Genomic DNA, 18,414 nt, shown 5'->3' on the forward strand with positions numbered 1-18,414 from the left:
TGGTCTACTCTGGAGAGTGGACCACTGGCTCGCACGTAATCGAGGCTTTTACCCAGTTTCCTGGATAAATCTGAGGAGCTAGACTTGGGACTTGCGGAAGGAGCGCCACCAACGCCAAACCAGGACTAGGGAGAATAAGCCTATCAAGCAAAATAAGGTCGGTAGGACGATTTGTGACACTAATAGGTCAGCTTGGAAGTTGGCGCTCCTGACTAGGGCGGAATTTAGCCAGTCAAAAATCACATGCGCCAATAGATGAATGACATAGAGGACTTCCAGAATGAGCACGGCAATGATTAGCCCTTGCGACTTGTGAGCAAAGCGCTCTGATAATAGGACGACTTGAATGGCGAAATATACTACGAAGACTAGGATTGAATTGAGGCTGGTAGGCTTAATCGAAGCCTGCATCTGTAGGAATCTCAGCAAAACGAGTCCAGCAAGCAGTAGGATTCTTGTGAGTAGGTAGAAGGACTTATAGCGCGCACGTTGCTTGCGCCCTTGCTCTTGAATGGAAGAAAATTGGTCGGTCATGATATTACTCCTTTGTTAAGGTGGCTAGGGTGTACTCTAAAATCCTTACCGCTAACACCGCTTAAGTAATTACTAATCTGATTATAGCAAATCTTAGCACAAGAGGTAAATGGAGAGGTGCTTTATTAAGCGAGAAGTTGCTCTGGCATCCGCCGCGATGCCGTCACCGTCTACGATGAAGTCGCTTGAGCTAGTTACACCTATTGCCACTTGTCAAGGACTTTTTAATCAAAATCATCTTTTTTTCATTCGATTTTCTCCTAAGCTCCCTCAGCATTATTCTTGTAAGTTTATCTTGCATTGTTTCAGTTGCATTTTCATCGAAATGGACAACAACCTCATAGGTGGTCTTTCCAATCTTTCTCTTTGTGCTAATGCCTTTTTTATCTGTGTTTTTCAGTTCTTCCATAAATTCTCCTTTCCTCGTTGAAATAAAAAAAGCGATTAGATTTTTTATTTTCTAATCGCTCTTACCAATATTTTGAAATTAGTTCTAAAACCAAGAAGCTCAATCATCTCTAAATTGAGGTTTCTCACTATTTTCATATGGATTATAATGATTGATGTTGCAGCCAAATTCTTTTAGTTTCTTGATTTTATTCTCCTTTGTCCACTCAACCAACGATATACCATCAAATCCTTCTATTCTTCCATCATTCATCTTACTTTTGAAGTACCATTCAACAACTGTTTGATGTTCACTATGGAAAAACTGCTTTATATCCCACGCAAGCACTTTTCCTCTTGTATTCCACTCATTAAACCAATGCTTTACAGTTGCTCGATTTTCATATTTAGGACACCAACTTTCAGTATAAACAACATCTTCCGCAAATATATCGTCTATTCCTAAATCTTGTTGTTTGAGCCACATATCAAACCATAAGCTAATGATCTTCTCTCGGTTTTTCATATTTATCACGCTCCTAATGCTCGGACTTATAAAACCATTTTTAGATAAATCATATGCACCCTTGCTCTTGAATGGAAGAAAGTTGATTGGTCATGATATTACTCCTTTGTTTGAAATGAGGAAGGGTCTGGGGCAGCCAGCGACAGTTCCTGTCACCTCTATAACTCTAGGCGCCCCTATGAACGCATCATCTGAGCACCTTCCTGTTTGCCGTCTAACTTTCTATCGCCTTGTCTTCCTCAGTCGCGGCAATATCCTGCTGGGACTTGCGATAGGAGCGCCACCACAGCCAAGAGAAAGTAAGCGACAGCAGACCTAGGCCCAGTAAGATGGCTGGAATCGAGACCTGAGCATAGAATAATCGGCTCTTGTCATACTTTAATTTTACATAAACATAGTTCATCCAACTAAAAGCAAAATGAACAAAGAGATAAAACACATAACAAGCATCCGATACGATAAGACCCTCAATTATTTTGAGTGACTTATGCCCATATTTTTCCGACAGTAAGACAAGCTGTACGATGAAGACTATGGCGATAATCACTAGGGGAAGTAGCTTAAACTCCTTAATTTTTGTGTTGTCTTGCATAATACTTAAGACTATTACTCCAATAAACAATAGGAATTTTGTCAGAAGATAGAAGGATCGGTAAACTAAGCGTTTGTCGCGTTTCTTCTCTTCTAAGTTATGGCTATCCTTTAAATCTTTGATCAGATGATAGAGAGACTTACTTGGACTAGTTTGTGTAACTAACTGTTCTGACTCCCAGACTTCTAGCGCATAGTGGTGAACTTTCCAAAGAGATTGACGTAGTAGTAACATCAACACAATAGCAATACATGCTCCTATCGTTAATCCCGCTACCAGCATAGGGCTATAGATAAGCAACGCCCAAATCCCCCCACTACCATCATAGCTAAATCGATCACTGGTCTTAAATACCGCGTTGAATATTAAGACGACATTAAGTAAATCCCAGATTAATAAAGCCACAAATGCGCTCGACTGGAAGCGGAAGCGCCCGATTAGAGAAATTCCCAAGCCGATTAAAGCCGGTAATAGTACCCAATGCCAGACGCCATCTGTCGTTCTATAATAAAAGGACGAAGCAGCCATGCGCCAAAGGAAAAAGTAAATGGTTAGCATAATCAGACGAAAGATAAGCGAGACATGGTGAGTGAATTTAAAGCCTCTTATAGCTTGCCAGAAATCCTCGCGATTCTTTCTATCTTTGTCAGAAAGTTGTCTTGTCATTGGAACACTCCTTTATTCAAGTGGCTGGGATGGCCCCTCTATCTCTAGCTTCCCTAGCCCCGTAATGGAAAAGCATTAACCTAATTATAGCAAATCTTAGTACAGAAGGTAAACGGATTATTTTAGGAGTATTAGTGGAGGGTGGGGTTGGCTAGGGCTGGATGCTTTTTCTGCCTGAGCTAGTCCATTGATCTGGCTATCTATGGACGGGCTCAGAAATAGATGCTGCCTCCCCATTAAATAGAGAAGCCCAGTGCAATTGAATTGCGCTGGGCTTCTTTTCTGAACTAGTTGAAATTAGTTAATACTAGAGATAGTTCTCATGTAAGTCTCGTATTTGCCGGAAGATCGCTTCTAAGACTTGAACCACAATACTATTTCCAGCCATCTTAACTAGCTTGGTAACGGTTAGAATGGTCCTATCTCTCCCAACAGTAATATTCTCTTGAGTCAGGCGATCAAATTGCTCCTCAGAAAAACCCATTAATAAGAAACACTCTCTTGGGGTCAGGTTACGATATTTAGGATTCTTTTCCGTCAGAACCGCTGAACCATACGCGATAACCCCTGAATTAGGATTCCTATCTTGCTTAGTTGTGACTGTACGGGCACTTAAATTCTCAAAGACTTGATTACCTTCTGCTAAAATGAGGTTCTCAGCAAAGATCTTTTCTCGTGAAGGTGTTAATTCTGGCGTGCTCTCTATCGCTTCCGCACGATAAACGTCGTTACTATAATCTACCTTTAGGTAATCCGCCAAAGACTTTCTTTGCGTCTCTGGGCAAATAATATGTTCTAGTGAATTGACTACAAAGTAGTCTTCTACCTCTCTTCGCTTTTCAGCATCCGTTGCAAGAACACTAATCATGTAGGTTCTAATTCGAGATTGTGGCACTCCAAAATTTCTTGCATCTAAAGTGTAGACTTGATTGATATAACCCAAGGAACTTAGGAAAGCTTGCCATTCTAAGAAGTTGTCGATGTGGCGTGGTGACAATATATTACTTACATTCTCCATTAATAAAAATGGCGGTAAATCTCGTTCACATGCTACATATTCTTTAAGAATACGCTCTACTTGCCATAACAAAGTAGATTTATTATTGGCATCACGGTCAATCCCTCCGGAATCTCTATTATGCCAATAGCCGCTTATTGATAAATCTTGACAGGGAAATGAATAAGTTAATATATCAGCTTCAGGCAAGTCTTGCGCATGAATCTTAGTAATATCAACTAAGTTGTTGTTGTTGCGAATTGAGCACAAAATAGCCTTAAGATGCAGGATTGATAAGGAGGAAATCGCTCGTTCACTCATCGGGTTCTTACCATCCATGGATAATGTGTATTCTTTGAGTTCGTCAATTAGATCTTGCTTCGTATAGTGTCGGAACGCGGACAAATCTTGCTTGCCGTTGTGTAGAATATCGTAGGCATACATAGCATTAACGTCCCACTCAGAGATTGCTACTACCTTGTGATCGAGGCCAATATTTTTTAGGGCTTGTGTTTGGCTCCCAATCCCACTAAATGTCTCAATCATTCTGAGCATGTCCTTCACTCCTTCCAAACATGAGATATTCTATCATACTTCTAAAAGAGTTTAAAGATATAATACTCGGTCTCGTTAAATCTCTCAATTTTTAAATATCTCTTATCTATGTTGCGCAGATTTCCAACAGTAACCTTATCTAAATTGGCCAATCTCCGATCTAAATATCCTAACAATTCTAGCAAAGCCCTCTCGGGAATACATAGTTTTTTACCGAATTGTCCCGCTAACCTTGCTTCTGTTACATCAGGATTGTTGATATCACCAAAATATAGTCTGAATGATTTTTCTTCTGGAAATTTATAAAGCTGGTTAAACCTAGGTGGAAAGATAATTTCCCCGCTCATATGTGTACTATCTAAGTCACTCAATAGATACAACGGGACCTCAAATTCATTATAATACCTATCTATTCTATTCCGCGGATTGTAGCCCACGTGTCTAGTAATTATAACTTTTGGACCATCCCCATCATTAGCTATACTATCTTCTTTATCCAAAACTATATCTAGTGGGAGTTCTTCGGAATTCGACTCAACGATGGAATCTACTTCTCTCCCTACAATAGGGACATTAGCTAGAACTCCTATATCATTCGCAAGCATTGACAGGCTTGCTTGCTCCAAAAATAGCTCATTTACATTTTCAACAGACTTTATCATCAGCTCTCTCTGAGCAAGGTAGCCGGCCTCGGAAAAATTAGCCGAACCAATAAATACATGGCTACCCTCAGAATGACTAGCTATAAATTCGATTAACTTAATATGTGTACAAGGTTCCTTCACTTGGTAAAAAATTTTTATATTAGGGTAAGTGGACATTAAAGCTACATAGCCTAAATGATCTTCTTTGGGAATCCCGCGAGTTGCCATACCTATATAAACTTCTAAGTTGCGCTCACCAAGGATATTAGCTACACGATCAATGAATTTCGCGGAACTATAGCCAGTGATTACTCGTATAGTTTCTGCTTTTTCTATGTGTCCTTCAATGATATTTTCGTAAATCTCGTCACTAATTAACATCTAGGACCCCTTAATTGAATCAAAAAGATACTGAACATATCCTTCGATGCCACCTTCAGCTAATTCTGGATAAGTGACAGGAAGTAATGCTGTATTTAACTTCAGGATTGAACGAAAGCCGTTCCGACTAGAGTCCTCTATCAAGGCATATTGCTTCATGATCTCTCTGTATAATTCAACATAATAACCTAGCCCTGGCCGTTCCACTAGGTTCATAATGGTATCTGTTGTATTAGAAGCTAGCCTTTCCCTTGTTGCCTCTACACTTCCAGCCCAAGACAAATGGATATACCACCATATTTGCTTAAGCCAGATTCGTCTATTCATCCGGAAAATACGATCCTCATTAGCATTGCCTTGCCAACGTACACGAACAATATCGGGAACTACTCTTACTGATAAATACCGCCATACATCATCATTGGTGGCTACACGGTTATTAAAACCCGTTCTTGGATTTAATACCTCATACAAAGCAAGGCCAAAATTTAAATCGTATAGGTAAGTTGGAATACGATAAAACTGATCAAAACCTTCTCGCTCATACATCTCGTCTCTTTTTGCAAGCAACCGCTCCCTTAATGAAACAAATTCTGGCCCAGGTGAGATAGATAGACTTCCATCTTTATTGATGAGCAAGCGTTCATAATCTATTGCTGCACTTGATACATCGTAGTTTAATTGTTCCCAATTAATCATCTTTGTTTCCTCCAGTCAAGTTCATTTGCGAAATTGACGCCCGTAGACTATTTAAGACTGAAATGACATCAGAGCGATCAACTGAAAATGTATCGAGCCAATATTGTACAGCTGCAAGAACCGATCCTGGAGCAGCTTCGTCGAGATGCTCATAGTCGATATCTCCTGAAAATAATACCTTATTGATGATCATAGCCATAGCCTCCACCATCACTTCCTGCATTAAACATTGACTGACTTTTTGCTTCTCCTCTTTGACTTTTAAGAATACTGGATGCTTGGTATTAAATAGTACTCGAACATTGTCGTAGTTGAAGATATCGGTATCCGGTTCTGTAAAAGATGTCTCTAATTTCCAAAGCGGGCCCCCTATCTCTTCGTACTCGCCAATTGGGAAACTAGATCCCTCACCATCAACCGAAATAACAAACTCAGCCAGATTGTTTTCTGTGAGAATCATACCTGCTAATTCAGCTTGATCAGGTGACTTTTTCACCGCTTTTTCCAAGTACATAAACAGATGGAAATGTATCTTTCCTCTTAGTGAGCCTTGTGGGAACTCTTTAATCAAAGTCCATTTCTTCTGATCAGAATCCAACTTGATAGAGCCTACATTTTCTGAATATTGAAATTTAGCCTCATTTGAAAACACATGAACGCCAAAGCCAATAGTATTCATAAAATTGGTAATCCCGAATGGACCAAATAAGCCGCTAGGTTTATCAATCTTCACCTCTAGCTTTACTTTCAAGTTATTGGAGTCCGGAGCCCATGAAGAGTCTATATCACTAATTACAATTTCACCATAATTGGTGGTGTCGATAGCAATTTCTTTTCCTTCATAGTCATAACTTAGGTAAGGACCCTTCACGTCTAAACCAATCTTCTTATAATCCTTAGTCCCTATCTTCTTATATAGGTTGATTATGTTAGCCATTAAAGATCCCCCTACTTACTCTCTATAATAATGTTTGGCATAAATTTATTAGATGTCTTACGCATTGCTAATACCATATGATATGTCTGCGGTTTATTCGCAGCAAGGAAGTGCACAGCCGTCTGATTCATAGCAAAATTATAGGCGACATTTCGACCATCCTGGAACCGAACCTTAATGAATTTAAATGGAAATGGCACATCAGTAATTTCTTTTTGCCAAGACGCATAGTCAAGATTGCCTGCCTGACTAACCACCGCAATCTTCAAGCGACATTCCTTGTTGATTGGGACCGCAACTTCTACTTCAATTTCAACTTGGTCTTCCCCTACTAACTTGCTTCCAAGAACGCTTACTGTAGCCTTATGTTTTGGCCCACTTCTTCTATCACCAGATAGTCGTGGAGACCGCTCTTTGCTAGCACTAGACCCCTTGCCAAAGCCTGTTGGTGGCATAAGTAAGGTACCATACTTTTTAGCCAATCGGCTAGTTGCAGAAAAGCCGTTTTTAGATGTTTCCGTCTCAAAATATTCTTGAATCGCCTTACGAGAGTTACGTATGATTCGCTTCACTAAAGTGAACTTATCACCATCAACCCAATCCGCGTGGTCTGCATTCTCTGAAGCTCTTAAATACTCCTCTAAACTATCATGCTCATAATATAGAGGGGACAATTTTACAGCCGACCTTGGAACAAACATACCTAAAAGCATATGTTTTTCACTTTGAATAGGGCCTGTTGGAACCCACGATTCGTCTATCGCATATCGTACAACCATACCTGGCATTCGAGAAAAGGCAAGTACCCTAGAGTTATGCGATTCAATTTTATCCTTGGAGTAATTTCCAAAATATGCCAATGGTGATTGATAATAATCTGGTGGTCCCATCTTCAGTTCTTCACGACTCGCTTCTATAAATGCTACATATCCAATCTCTTCAGTAGTATTAGCTAAGTCTTTACGATGAATAGCAATCGGTTTGACTACTATCTTATCAGAGACACTGTTTCCTAATAATGCAGAATTATAGATATCTTGCATCACACGGAAAACAGGAAGCATGGTGCTTTTTAGAATAGGGCGATCATTTACCCTACATAATAATTGAGCTCTCTTAAAGTGAGTACTGTAGGTTTTGTTATTTATACGCGGATAGTACCATCTTTGAACAGCAACTTCTATCTCACTTGAAAGTTCGTTTAACCAACCACACTTTTCTTTTATTGGATCATTGCTAGTCTCATGATTAATAAACTCTTTCTTGAGATAAGGAATTATAATACTAGTACCTGTTTCATCCCCACTATAACGACGCAGGTTGAAAATCGAGAGAAATTCCTGTATAGTTTCGGGATCTACGATAGGATATATTCGATTACCATTTTCGCTTTCTACACCCCACCAGGCGATCCCTCTATTACTCTTCGTCAATAAGCGATATGGTTGCTTATTATCTTCTATCAATGAAGCAATAAGACGTTCTTGATAGCCACTTTTTCGCTTAATGCGTGTGTAGTAAATAACTAGTCCTACTCCAACACGAAAATAGCTAGTCTTACCTAGACCCCAACTACCACCCGCACCTTCAACGTCCTGATTCTTTCCTATACCAAAGACTAACTTATGGAAGTTAGACTCATTTAATACTTCAGGTACTTCAGAAGTGAAGCTCCCAGTCAAGCCTGTAGTTCCACTATCTTCAATGGATAAAAAATGTTGAGTTCTAGGAAATCGTCTAGTAAGTTCTGGACCAACTTCTTCAAACCATCTACTTAGTTCTTGAGATTCAAACTGTCCAACATGATAATCCACATAGGTGAATCCATTAGCACTTCTGTCAATCGAAGCATCTAAACTATTCTGTATAGACTCACGAACTAGTAAATCAACCATAGGTAAGCTTCTATTCTGTAAAGACCGAAGAATGGAAGACCCGTCTTGCGCCATACTTTGAGGATCTTCAGGCGCCAATTTAATCCTTAACATCGTTTTTCTCCTCTTCATCACTAAAATTACTTACATTCGGACTCACATACTCTACTGTAGAAGTATTTTCACTAGATCCCGGAATCCAAATACTAATACCGATCGCATCATGGTCTAACCCAAGAGATTCCCGATTATCTCCCATATTCGGAGTTACGCCATCTTTTGCAATTCGATAAATGAGCAACTGAGGTACATTATCAAAATGATGCTTTCTACGAATTGCTCGTATTGCAACTGTCTCACTTTTCTTATTTTCTATAGATTCACAATTCGGTATATCTGCCAACAAATCATTAGGACTTCTTAGCGTCCCGATAGAATAGATCTTGTCCGTGCTTCTAGCTTTGTGCTTGGTACGGATCACACTATGCGGATCATAGCCGTATATATTCCAATCACTATTACTATCTGCTGGCTCAACTTGACCTTTAGAGGAGAATACAACCGACCAATTTTCTAATTTGTGTTGATTCTTTTCACACCATTCCACCAATGATGACAGCATATCAAACGTGTTATTTTCTCGCACCACATAATACTTACTTAAGTACTTAGCAACATCAACAAAACTAACATCTCGCCAAACCATGTATTTTCCTGTTACTTCTGGAACGCTTAATGAATTTAAGAACTCTTCGGTTAGTCTGAAGTTTGCTTTAAGTTTCTCTACATTATTATCATAGTAAACTACTTGTGGACGGAACCCATTAAAATTGAATTCTGTACTTATGGCTTGCTGCATGCGATTGGATGCTGTTAAACGAATTAGGCTTAAATTAGGCGACTGCTTCAATCTCACACCATAGTCAGTCGGCTTTAGGCGATTTTTCGCTAAGACCTCTATCTCCTCACGCAATTCCTCATTCATTTGAGATAGAAACTGATATTTTATATGGGTATCGGTATCAAGCCATATTCTAGGGAATATCTCATACCCTTTACGGTAACCGAACCAACGAGCCATCTGCATCAGGGTATCAGCAGTTCGACTTTGTCGTAAGAAATAAGTAGATACTAAACCTTGGATCGTAAGCCCACGCGCTAGTGTATTGCCTCCTACCACAATAAAAGCTGGCGCTTGAGACATTGCTTTATCAGGATACACTAAACGAATATGTTCATCACTATGTCTGTTGGCATTGCCTCGACTATTATCTATCGCCAAATGAAATCCCTTATGGTAGGATAAAGCCCCATTATCATCAATCTTAATATGGCTAATATACTCTTGGTCATCATACCGTAAAATACGTTGAACCCATCCTTTTATATTCTCCCAACGAGGATAGACTGGGATGTTTTCAGGGTGTGGATAATCAGGAAACCCATCTAAAAACATCTCTTTGTTAAAGTCTAGTGTCTCATTTTCGTATTGGATTTTCAGCTCTTTAATTACGCTACCACTGTTATTTTTTAAACTCTTCATATATGCTTCGATAGCTTCTGCTATAATCTTATGATCATCAACTTTAAAGCTAGTGTGCACCAACATGCTAATTGGCTTACGGTAGTTTAGACTACGCAAAGCTGCTACGCTAATTATGAACCAATTGACCGCTTCCTTTAGTGACTTTGGAAACGGGACCTCTTCACCAGAGCATAGACGGATTACATCATTTCTATCTTCAGATGAGATTTGCCGTACAATATCAACACTAGGGTTTTGTTCAGGCTCTGATGTCCCAAAAATCTCACTAGGCCCGATATATTCAGGCGATTTTGGTAAAACAATGATATAGTCTTTGGGATATAAAGAGTGCTCCCCTACTTCGTTAAGAATATTTGCATAAGGAGTAGCTGTATAAGCAACATAATTCATTGACTTAATACCATCTTGATGTACTAAGCTCTTTATGATCCGGTTAATCACAGTTGGTGACTCATCTGATGCAACGTCATTGGTATTAATACTTGCTTGATCAGCCTCATCATCTATAATCAAGATCTTCATTTGCTTCATCTTCTTCTGATCAGCATATAACCATCTTTTCAGAGAGTCTAAACGCGCTTTATTTTTCAAACACACCATCATATAGCGCTCGCGAGAACCATCTTCTAAGGAAAAACGACTCATGTCATATGCCGGGTTGGAGGAACGAGGAGAAGGCTTATCTATATGATTCCACACCAAAGCCCCCCCAGGTACATGTAAATCGTGAAAAAGGCGAGATGATGTCTGTTGTCTTAAAGATTCAATAGTACCACTTAGAACAATAAATATATTAAAGCCCTGATCTGCAGCCATTGCCATTACACCAGCCATATTAGCTGTTTTCCCAGACTGAACGTTACCAACTACTAACCCCTTAGTCGGCCCATCTTCCTGTGAGTCTAATGTCATATTCTGTAATATAGATACCGCTGATTCCTCTAGTTGTTTAACCGTCTCATACGACCATCCTTGTTTCAACAATCCTTTAGAATATTTTTGCCATGAGGAAGCCTCATTCTGAGATATTTCTACATCCATACGCTTATTATTCGTAAAGCACTGGGCTTCTTGAACATTTTCTGAGGAGTAGATCCTTTTAACTAGATCATCAAAAATTTTTTCATCTATATTATTAAGCATCTTTAAACCAAATGCCTTATTCATCCCCTCATTAGTGAAAAAACTTCCATCTATTAAATGGTGCATTTCTATTTGTTCGCTCATCTTTGCCTTTATCCATTCAATAACAAATGAATAGCTAAAATCATCATAATTTTCCATATGTGCTCCCCCAATCTTGTTTCGTAATTAAAATCACATAACCGCTAATATTATATCATTATTCACATAGATTTGCCTTATTATTTTGTATGTTCTAAAATAAAATTTCGATTAGAATGTTTGAACAAATCCAATAAAAAATGGACATGGATGTTAGTCACATCCATGTCCACTTCTACCATATTCTATCTTCACTCTACTCCGTCAACATCCTGTGGGATATCCTTCATAAACCTTTCGAAAGCTCCTACAGGTGCAAAATCAATGTAGATAGTAGAGTAATCATCCTTCTTACGCCACAAGCGTACAGAATCAGTCCCTCGCTTCATTAGCCATTCTTTTGTAACTAGTTTTCGCTCACTTAGGCCTAATACATCAACTAATAGCCATTGTCCTAAAGCACTTTGCCCATATAAAACTCCATTTTCGTCGCGCTCTGTCCGGCTACCTGATTGGAAGGCCTTCATTCCTTGCTGAGTTATTAGCCCAGGAATTACTTTACCATTTGGTAGCACGATATGAAATCTCAAGATCGGTTTGTCGTCCTTTGAGTATCTTGCTTGATCAGCTTCAAAGCTAAAAATATCTTTAACAAAGAAGTCAGGACACTTTCTATGAAATTCTTTAGGAATAGGAATATAAACTTCATTTAGCGGTCTCAAACGATCAGAGCCCTTGTTTTTTGACGACGCATTCCACATATTCAAACCAGATTTCTCGGGAACCTCCTTGTCCCGATAGGAATAGAGAGGCAAGTACGCCTCCACGTATTCTTCTTCAGATGTTTGGTACACACTTTGCGTTTCTTCCACAAGACTCAAGTAAGCATTTAGCAAGAATTCGAACGGATCATCTATAATATTAACATCAAATTGATTCACTACTAAAGAATCAGGAGTATCTGAATCAAAGTATTGGAAGATCTGCGAATCCCCATAAGTGTACTTATATTTTTTCAATCCATCTGACCACTGAAAAGAGGTACTAGTACGACTGAAGTCCTGTAAGTTATTTAAATCCACTAAAGGGTATGAGCACTCTTGGATCCGGAATCTCCCGGCGTCTCGTGTTATATAGTGATAGATATTGCTGTCTTCTTTAAGGCCCAAGCGCATATAATCTTGTTGCATACGTCGATTCTTAATGGCTGATATCTTATATGCAATGGCCTCAAGATCTTTTCCATATAACACTTGATCAATTTCTGCCTTATAACTCTTCAGTTGCATTACTTTTTGGAAAGATGGCGAAGACTTCATCCACGTTTTAAGGCCTATCCCTATTCGTTCTTGGCCAAAGACCGATAGAATATCATGCGGGGTATTTCCAATATCAACATTCTCGCTTTTAAATACTCGGGCATAGATAGTCTCTTGAAACTTTGAATCTAGATAGGGAATTTCATCCCCATGTTTCTGGCGAAAAAGGTTGGATAAGGCACCATAAACTTTCAAAAACTTAATATACTGTTCGCGTTCTTCCTTCGAATATTTTTCCCACACAGACATCATAATCACCACACATTATTCTTGTACAATACTATAAAATTCTAGACTTGCTCGTTTCTTGATTAGTGCTAAGTACTCCTCATCTGATAGGAGTGGTATATTTTCGCGTAACTGATGTGCCTTTTCTTCAGCCTCTTGATAGGTACTTGCTAGATCAACGACATAGCTCTCACCTTCGAATTTACCATGTAAAACCGTATAGGTGACTGCATAAGGTCCGTCCATCATATCTTGATTCCTTTGGCTATCCCCGGCTATGTCTAGGGCTAGGGCAATGTTTTCCGCAATCCGCTTTATAACAGGAACCACTACACTGTTTCCTGCTTGTTTATAGAGATGACTGTCTGTTATTTCAGGTAATTTAAAATCTTTAGGGAAGCCCTGAACATTAAAAGTCTCTCTTGGTGTTAACTTTCGAATCCCGGTATCTGATAAAATCAGCGGTACATTGTGCCCGCCCATCCCCATATTAGCAGTCAAGGTCGGAACAACACCAGACTTATTCTCTCTTACATATTGGCGACGCCATTGATAGACTGTTTCCTGGCTTGTGATAGTGTCAGCTAGCTCACGGTAGAAGCGTTGCTTATCAGATGTGTAATAGTACTTAGCATTTTCAGCTATGTGGAAGTCAATAACATCATCTAACTTAGTAGTTAGATCTACTGATTTTGGAAATTGAAACGTATCGAAGGCCTGTTTGTCTCGGAATCCTACAATATAGATACGTTCTCGGTTCTGAGGGATATTACCGTGATCCTTACCATTAAGAACTTTCCACTTAATATAGTAACCATTGATTGTAAGTGCCTCACGAATTACCTTGAAGGTATTACCGTGGTCATGGATCACCATGTTCTTAACGTTCTCAACAAAGACAGCCTTTGGACGTCTTGCGATCACCATGCGTAGTAGTTCAAAAAATAAGTCGCCCCGCTCATCTTCAAAACCTTTACGGTATCCTGCAATACTAAAGGCCTGACACGGAAACCCGCCCACAACAAGATCCACTTGCTCGCCTATCTCGTCTGGGCTCACTTCGTGAATGTCACGCGGGTCCAGAAATGTATCAGGATAATTCAAAGCATAGGTAGTACGTGCATTGGCGTCAAACTCATTCGCATACACTGTATGGAATTTTCCAGTTTGCTCGAAGCCAAGCTCAATGCCACCGACACCACTGAAGAAGGCTGCGATATTATATTTTGCTGTTTTCTTTGTTTGTTTCTTAGGCATAAACTTACTTCCTGTCTGAGATCATTTGATTTCGAAAAAGGCTACGACCTACTTGTTGGTCATAGCCTACGAGATATTATTTGCTAGGCAAACTTCTGTTCTATTTTAGCATAATTAACACCCTTTGTATAGAATTACGAGCTACTATCAGGCTAAGAATTCATAGCATAAAATAAGCTCGGGCGAGAAGAAAAAGCGCCATCACGGCGCTTTTTTTTGCTCTCTAACTTGCCAACTTCTCATTCACCAATTCCTGAACAACTTGCGCATCATAACCCGCCTCAGTCAAGCGCTCCACTCGTTCCTGTCCATTTCCCCAGTCACCTCGGATAACGGATAAGGTCAGATCCTCTAGGTTACTACTTGTATCTGAACAACCATTCGGATGATTAGCTCCCTCAGCTTCACTGCTAGGGGCTGCACTCCCAGCCCTCGCATCATAGCGAGGCCGGGCATAGCCTAGGATGCGCCAGTCGTCACTAGCATAGTGACGTCGAACAACCTGATTGAGCCAGTTACCTTCAATAGTGTTGACAGTTTCGCTGTCGCCGTCCACACTTTCCACGATGCCGATGTGAGATGCAGGCCCACCCCCAAAATCGAAGAAGATTAAGTCGCCAGCTTGAGGCCAGACATGCCCTAGCCAAATGCTCTGCTCCTGGCACCAGGTCAGATGACGAGGCACACCACATTCGCGCCCAATCAGATACGCGATGCCGGCCTCGTCCCCCATGACAGTAACGAAGACATCGCACCAGTCATCCTCGTAGGTCACGGGATAGCCGACCGGCAGGGGCTGGACAGCGTTATAGGCATCAATGAGAGCATGATGAGCGGGGCTGCCGCCTTGGACACCTAGGTAGGCTTGGGCCTTGGAGAGAAGTGCTTGGATTTGTGGCTTCATGGTTGAGTTCCTCCTTTGGATGAGTTGAGATGGGGTTGGAGTGTGAGATGGGTGGCTTGGGGCGTGAGCGGTGAGCCTAAGCAGACTTTGCCTTGGTCTTGGACTTGCGCCGGCCATAATGCCAGCCTTGAATCAGAGCCCCTAGGAAGACGCCAACTAGGTTGAGAGTGCCAACTAGGCGGCGAGCCCAGGGTTCGGGCCAGGCATAGAGCTCAGCTAGGCCTTGAACTAAGACCGCTAGCGCCGGTATCAGGATGAGCGCCATCCATTGAATCGTGGTATAAGCCTTGCGACTAGTGGGAAGATGCATAATAAGTGCCTCACTTTCTTTGCTTAGAGATAGAAGTGCCTGGATGCGTCAGGCCAGACTGTGGGCCCGCTTGTCCTCCAGCCGCCCCAGGCGTTGGCGGACGCGTGACAGGTCCTGAGCCACCGTTGTGACCTGAGTCCGGGTCGCGCCTAGGTCGGCTTGGGTGACTTGGAGCTGGGCTTGGGTAGTGGCAAGGTCTGTTTGGGTAGCATGCAAGTTGGCTTGGGTGGTGGCTAAGTCATTTTGCGTGATATGCAAGTTATCCTGAGTCGTCGCCAGGCTGGCTTGCGCGCCTTGCAGATTACTTTGCGTGCTAGCCAAGTCCGTCTGCATACGCTCGATTCGAAGAATCAGCGTCTGGATCGCCGCAATCAGGCGCACCAACTTGCCCAGGAGGGTCGCGCCCGCGACTAGGCCGGACGCCAGCGTCGTAAGCTGTAGCCATGTCATGATGTAGGCTCCTTTCTAAATGATGATGGGGTGGCTGCTTGGCTGGCGCCAGTCCATTGTTCTAGCGATCTATGGACTAGCTGACCGAAATTCTGGCAAAATAGCCGGATTAGGCCACCTAGCGACCGAGCCAGTCCACCGTTCCCCCTATCTATGGACTGGCTCGCAAGGTGCTAGGTATCTTTGGCTGAGCCATGTCGCGTTGGAGGCTCAATGCGACGTGGCGGGCGCTTTTTTGCCCTTTTCCGGGCTAAAAGAGGGTTTCCTGCCGCAGCCATGTCGCGTTGGAGACCCAATACGACGTGGCTCACTCCCAACACGACGTGACGGGCCTCTTTTCGCCCTTTTTCGAGCTAAAATGGAGTTTCCTGCCGAGCCACTTCGCGTTGGAGCCCCAATGCGACGTGGCTCACCTCCAACACGACGTGGCGGAGGATTTTTCGCCCTTTTCCAGGCTAAAAGAGGGAGTTCTGCCACAGCCATGTCGCGTTGGAGACCCAATGCGACGTGGCGCTCCACCAACACGACGTGGCGGGCGCTTTTTCGCCCTTTCCCAGGCTAAAAGAGGGTGTCCAGCAGTAGCCATGTCGCGTTGGAAGCCCAATGCGACGTGGCGCCTGCCCAACACGACGTGATGGGCGCTTTTTCGCCCTTTCCCAGGCTAAAAGAGAGAAGTCTGACGCAGCCATGGCACGTTGGAGCCCCAACGCGACGTGGCGGGGACTCAACTCACGCCTAGGCCTCAGCCTTATAAACTTCCTCTACGGTGCGGGTGACGTAGTTGGCGGTCTTCTCCTTGGCGAACTGGTCGACGGCGTCCTTGGTGAAGATGTCCTTGCCTACGATGGTGGCCATGGTGGCTTTGGCCTGGTCCTTAGTAATATCCGCCTTGGCGTGGCGCAGGCTAATCTTCTTAGACTTGCCGTCTGCGGTCGCAAAATTCATCTCAAAAGTCTTAATGGTTTTGTTAGCCATGATGGGTTCCTCCTTAATTCACTACTCTACTCAACAAACCGACTAGTTGACGCTGAAGACCTCGGTCACCTGGGTCTCGGTGATAGGATGCTCAACCAGGGTGCCGATAGCGTCGCGCACTGACTTGATGTCCTCGGCGCTGGCGTTCTCTACCAGATTGGGCATGGAAACATTCTCCGCCTTCTTGTTCTCGTCGAGGGACTTGAACTTGAGGATACCCTTAACATATGATCGTGCCATAATGAATCACTCCTTGAACTAGTTTCTTGTAACGTTACATACTTAAAAAGAATTAAGCCCCCGCCTCATGCCCAAGTCAGCCCCAAAATTTATTTTTCTGCAAACTAAAAAAAAGCCCCCTCTGCGGGAGCTGGAGAGAAAGAGCTGAGCAAGGCACCTAAGCCGACCAGTCACTAGCTTGCAGGGTCTGGCGTAGGCGCTTGAGGCGGGCATAGTAGGTATTCTTACATATGCCTAGCTCTTGGCATTTGGCCCCAAGCGAGAGTTGCTCGTTCTGGGCCACACAGAGGAAATGATAGTCTGCCGGCGACAAGACTTGCGACAGCAGTAGCGAGTTGACTAGGTCGTCCAGAGGTGGGCGACTGTCACCAGCCTGTTCGGCAAAATGCAGGACCTTCTGGTTGCCAATCAGGCCTTGTGCCTGACGTGATCGCTTAGCCAAGAGTTGACCTAGATGCCAACTTAGGCCCCGCTGAGCATAGCCCACGAAGCGGAAGCGGTCAGACTCGCTGAGCGCGTCCCCATCGAAGTCGCGGGCTAGGCGGACAAGGTGTAGGTAAAGTTCATTGAAATAATCTTCATAGTCTTGATCCTTGGCCAAGAGATGGTATTGGTGCAAGACATGATGTAACAAGAGACGGTAGCGGGCCAGGAGTTGCTCCTGGTCCAAGGGATAATGGTCGGAAGTCATAGCTGTTCCCTCCTTATCCCTAGTCTAGGCAACTGCACGGAGTTGAGGCCGGTCTTGCGCCAAGTCCTTATAGGCTCGGTCTAGCTGAGCCCGCAAGTCAGCCGGAAGTTTCCATTCCTTCCAAAAACTCACAGCAGCTTCATAACGCTCCTGTGGCAGATGGCCATAGCTTGATAAGCTGAAATGACTGAGGAAGGCCAGGCGCGCTGTCCGATAGACCAGACGCACCAGTTCTGGACGCCGAGCTATTAGTAAAGCATCCTTGTCCCCTAGGCGTTGGTGAATCTCATGACGGCGCAAACGCGTTAGGGCATAAGTCGCCTCAGGTGACAGGGGTTGCCGATCTAAAAGAGTCGTTATAACTTGGAGATGGCTGTTAATCTGCCCCAGCAACTGGTGTTGAGCTTGGACTTGGGCTTCTAGGCTAGTCATTTGACTGTTCAATGTACTTGGGGTTGCTGTTTCCATGGTAGTTCCT

At 42.6% G+C, this 18,414-nt stretch carries 19 protein-coding genes; all 19 read right to left on the reverse strand.

Annotated elements, in window-relative coordinates; genetic code table 11:
- Positions 1 to 78: 78 nt before the first annotated feature.
- The 19 genes from HMPREF3093_RS04015 to HMPREF3093_RS04105 all read right to left on the reverse strand — a co-directional run bounded on the left by HMPREF3093_RS04015 (position 79) and on the right by HMPREF3093_RS04105 (position 18,404).
- Positions 79 to 534: a hypothetical protein gene (locus tag HMPREF3093_RS04015; RefSeq protein WP_070755720.1), complete on the reverse strand. Its 456-nt coding sequence runs from the start codon at positions 532 to 534 to the stop codon at positions 79 to 81.
- Positions 535 to 724: 190 nt separating this feature from the next.
- Complete coding sequence (locus HMPREF3093_RS04020) at positions 725 to 943, reverse strand: transposon-encoded TnpW family protein (protein WP_070755721.1); 219 nt, start codon at positions 941 to 943, stop codon at positions 725 to 727.
- 99 nt (positions 944 to 1,042) lie between these two features.
- Complete coding sequence (locus HMPREF3093_RS04025) at positions 1,043 to 1,447, reverse strand: nuclear transport factor 2 family protein (RefSeq protein ID WP_070755722.1); 405 nt, start codon at positions 1,445 to 1,447, stop codon at positions 1,043 to 1,045.
- A gap of 214 nt (positions 1,448 to 1,661) precedes the next feature.
- Entirely contained in the window at positions 1,662 to 2,705 is a 1,044-nt protein-coding gene (locus HMPREF3093_RS04030) for a hypothetical protein (RefSeq protein ID WP_070755723.1), read from the reverse strand.
- A 307-nt stretch (positions 2,706 to 3,012) separates the two neighbouring features.
- Positions 3,013 to 4,257: a DNA (cytosine-5-)-methyltransferase gene (gene dcm, locus HMPREF3093_RS04035; protein ID WP_070755724.1), complete on the reverse strand. Its 1,245-nt coding sequence runs from the start codon at positions 4,255 to 4,257 to the stop codon at positions 3,013 to 3,015.
- 41 nt (positions 4,258 to 4,298) lie between these two features.
- Positions 4,299 to 5,282: a phospholipase D family protein gene (locus HMPREF3093_RS04040; protein ID WP_070755725.1), complete on the reverse strand. Its 984-nt coding sequence runs from the start codon at positions 5,280 to 5,282 to the stop codon at positions 4,299 to 4,301.
- Positions 5,283 to 5,981 carry a DUF6339 family protein gene (locus HMPREF3093_RS04045; RefSeq protein WP_070755726.1) on the reverse strand — a complete coding sequence of 233 codons (699 nt, stop codon included), beginning with the start codon at positions 5,979 to 5,981 and terminating at the stop codon, positions 5,283 to 5,285.
- On the reverse strand, positions 5,974 to 6,918 hold the full coding sequence (locus tag HMPREF3093_RS04050) for a hypothetical protein (RefSeq protein WP_083316269.1): 945 nt from the start codon (positions 6,916 to 6,918) through the stop codon (positions 5,974 to 5,976). The genes HMPREF3093_RS04045 and HMPREF3093_RS04050 overlap by 8 nt, the downstream gene beginning before the upstream one ends.
- Positions 6,919 to 6,929: 11 nt before the next feature.
- Entirely contained in the window at positions 6,930 to 8,906 is a 1,977-nt protein-coding gene (locus tag HMPREF3093_RS04055) for a hypothetical protein (protein WP_083316270.1), read from the reverse strand.
- Positions 8,893 to 11,622 carry a Z1 domain-containing protein gene (locus tag HMPREF3093_RS04060; RefSeq protein WP_070755728.1) on the reverse strand — a complete coding sequence of 910 codons (2,730 nt, stop codon included), beginning with the start codon at positions 11,620 to 11,622 and terminating at the stop codon, positions 8,893 to 8,895. The genes HMPREF3093_RS04055 and HMPREF3093_RS04060 overlap by 14 nt, the downstream gene beginning before the upstream one ends.
- Before the next feature lie 191 nt (positions 11,623 to 11,813).
- The gene (locus tag HMPREF3093_RS04065; RefSeq protein WP_257244501.1) at positions 11,814 to 13,133 is read right to left on the reverse strand and encodes a phospholipase D-like domain-containing protein; all 1,320 of its coding nucleotides are present in this window, start codon (positions 13,131 to 13,133) and stop codon (positions 11,814 to 11,816) included.
- Positions 13,134 to 13,145: 12 nt separating this feature from the next.
- On the reverse strand, positions 13,146 to 14,366 hold the full coding sequence (locus HMPREF3093_RS04070) for a DNA cytosine methyltransferase (protein WP_070755729.1): 1,221 nt from the start codon (positions 14,364 to 14,366) through the stop codon (positions 13,146 to 13,148).
- 223 nt (positions 14,367 to 14,589) lie between these two features.
- A complete protein-coding gene (locus tag HMPREF3093_RS09920) occupies positions 14,590 to 15,270 on the reverse strand; it encodes a CHAP domain-containing protein (protein ID WP_070755730.1) in 681 nt (226 codons plus the stop codon).
- Positions 15,271 to 15,346: 76 nt separating this feature from the next.
- A complete protein-coding gene (locus HMPREF3093_RS04080; RefSeq protein WP_070755731.1) occupies positions 15,347 to 15,580 on the reverse strand; it encodes a phage holin in 234 nt (77 codons plus the stop codon).
- A gap of 48 nt (positions 15,581 to 15,628) precedes the next feature.
- On the reverse strand, positions 15,629 to 16,030 hold the full coding sequence (locus HMPREF3093_RS04085; RefSeq protein ID WP_070755732.1) for a hypothetical protein: 402 nt from the start codon (positions 16,028 to 16,030) through the stop codon (positions 15,629 to 15,631).
- A gap of 735 nt (positions 16,031 to 16,765) precedes the next feature.
- Positions 16,766 to 17,005 carry a DUF2922 domain-containing protein gene (locus tag HMPREF3093_RS04090; protein ID WP_070755733.1) on the reverse strand — a complete coding sequence of 80 codons (240 nt, stop codon included), beginning with the start codon at positions 17,003 to 17,005 and terminating at the stop codon, positions 16,766 to 16,768.
- 42 nt (positions 17,006 to 17,047) lie between these two features.
- Positions 17,048 to 17,245: a DUF1659 domain-containing protein gene (locus HMPREF3093_RS04095; protein WP_070755734.1), complete on the reverse strand. Its 198-nt coding sequence runs from the start codon at positions 17,243 to 17,245 to the stop codon at positions 17,048 to 17,050.
- Between the two features lie 157 nt (positions 17,246 to 17,402).
- Positions 17,403 to 17,936 (reverse strand): sigma-70 RNA polymerase sigma factor region 4 domain-containing protein, encoded by a 534-nt coding sequence (locus tag HMPREF3093_RS04100; RefSeq protein WP_070755735.1) that lies wholly within the window; start codon positions 17,934 to 17,936, stop codon positions 17,403 to 17,405.
- 24 nt (positions 17,937 to 17,960) lie between these two features.
- Entirely contained in the window at positions 17,961 to 18,404 is a 444-nt protein-coding gene (locus HMPREF3093_RS04105) for an ORF6C domain-containing protein (protein ID WP_070755736.1), read from the reverse strand.
- Positions 18,405 to 18,414: the final 10 nt, after the last annotated feature.

The organism is Abiotrophia sp. HMSC24B09 (assembly GCF_001815865.1).
Classification (GTDB): Bacteria; Bacillota; Bacilli; order Lactobacillales; family Aerococcaceae; genus Abiotrophia.